Source organism: Streptomyces sp. NPDC052107 (genome assembly GCF_040680215.1).
Taxonomy (GTDB): domain Bacteria; phylum Actinomycetota; class Actinomycetes; order Streptomycetales; family Streptomycetaceae; genus Streptomyces.
In genome coordinates, this window is record NZ_JBFAWG010000257.1 from 1 (window position 1) to 1,813 (window position 1,813).

A 1,813-nucleotide genomic window follows, 5' to 3' on the forward strand; every position below is an offset into this window, starting at 1 on the left:
GCGTTTCGGCTGGTCAGCGAGATGTGGCCTGGAGGTCGAGGACCTGCTTGGGGTGGGGGATGTCGAGCTTGGCGAGCAGGTCGGCTTGCGGCTTGGTCAGGCCGGTGACCTGCTGGAACGTGCCGGTAGGGCCGGTGAAGGTCCCGGCGTGGAGGCGTTGGAGCTCGCGGCGGGCCTGGGGCCAGGTCGTGTCGGCCTGGGTCTCGATGATGCGGATGAGGAGGAGGGCGAGCCAGCACAGGACGACGTGGGCGCGGATGCGTTCTTCGAGGCGGTGGTAGACGGGCCGCAGGTCGATGATCTGCTTCATGTCGCGCCAGCCGCGCTCGACTTCCAGGAGTTGCTTGTAGCCGAGCGCGATGTCCTCGGTGCTCAGGTGGGGGTCTGAGCAGCGCAGGAGGTACTTGCCGTCGAGGTTCTCCTCCGCCTTGATCTTGGCGGTGTCGATGCGGAGCTTGCCGGCGGGGGTGGCGCGCAGGTAGCGGTTCAGTCCGGGCTTGTCGGCGATCTTTCCGCGTAGTTCGCCGCGCTTGAAGTCGCTGAGCTTGTCGGTATCGGCGATCAACTCGGTGAGTTGGGCGACGAGTTGCTCGCGCATGTGCTGGTCGCGCTCGGCGGCCTCGGGGTTGTGGCAGATCACGAACCGGTCGGTGTCGCTGATCCGGACCTCCTTGACGCGCATGTTCTCGGCGATCTCGGTGTAGCGACCCTGTCGGGACAGGGCGGCCTTGACCTCGGGGGATCCGGAGCGGAGCTTCTCGCCGATGATGTAGGCGTGGTCGCCGCTTCGCAGGTAGCGGCGGTTCTCAGCGCTGGAGAAGCCGCGGTCCGTCACCCATACGATCTTGCTGAGGGTCCAGTCCCGCATGTCGTCCTTGACCTGCCGGATCACCGTCTGGTCGGAGGCATTGCCGGGCCAGCACCAGCAGCGGACCGGGATGCCGTCCCTCGTGACGGCCATGCCGATGACGATCTGCGGCAGGTCGTCGCGGGAGTCCTTGGACTTGCCATAGGTGCGGAACCCGGCCTTGGCCGCGTCGCCGTCCCCCGGCCCGTCGCCGAGCGGTCGGCCGGCGTTGTCGCGTGCGACGGGCTCGTCGGGCTCCTCCAGTTCGAAGTAGGTGCTGGTGGTATCGAAGAACAGCAGGTCCACTTCCAGGTTCAGCAGGTTCGCGACCTCGTCGAACACCTGCTTCTCCAGGTCGTCCTTGACCTCGTGGAGCCAGTCCATCGCCCGGTAGCAGGGCTGTTCGCCGATCTCGGCCAGCCCGTCGATGTGCGCGTCGTGGGTGATCCAGTCGGCGGCGGCCAGCTTGGACGACGGTGCCAGTGCCCGGTTGGCGACCAGGGCGAACAGAACCCGCTCGGTGACGGTCATGTCCCGGCGTCGGCCCCGCTTGGGCTGCCCGACCCGGCCCACGATCTGGTCGATCCTCAGCCGGTGCCACAGGCGGTCGAGCACGTAGGTGCCACCGAACGGCACCGAGGAGACGAACTCCAAGTCGCGGGCGGCCGTCGCGGCCAGCGCGTCACCCGGCTCCAGCAGCCTCGATAGAGACGCGACCAGGCGCTTGACCGCATCACGGTCGAGCTGGTCCTCGCGCCCGAAGGTGAACAGCACCTTCGGCACTGCCCGGCCCTTGGCCGGGTCCCACTCGTTGTGGGCCAGGTGCAGGTACCGGACTGTGCCGGACTTGTTCTCCCGCTTCGTCGTCTTCACGTACACGACTCCAGACCCTATGAGCCGTGCCCAGGCCAGCGCAGGAGAATTACGAAAATCGCGTCTCTAGGCACTTCCGAGCCGTGGAACGAC

At 67.2% G+C, this 1,813-nt stretch carries 1 protein-coding gene; it reads right to left on the reverse strand.

The genetic code is table 11. The features are described from left to right. Window positions 1–13: 13 nt before the first annotated feature. Window positions 14–1,720: an IS1634 family transposase gene (locus AB0M27_RS47585; RefSeq protein ID WP_365732434.1), complete on the reverse strand. Its 1,707-nt coding sequence runs from the start codon at window positions 1,718–1,720 to the stop codon at window positions 14–16. Window positions 1,721–1,813 lie beyond the last annotated feature (93 nt).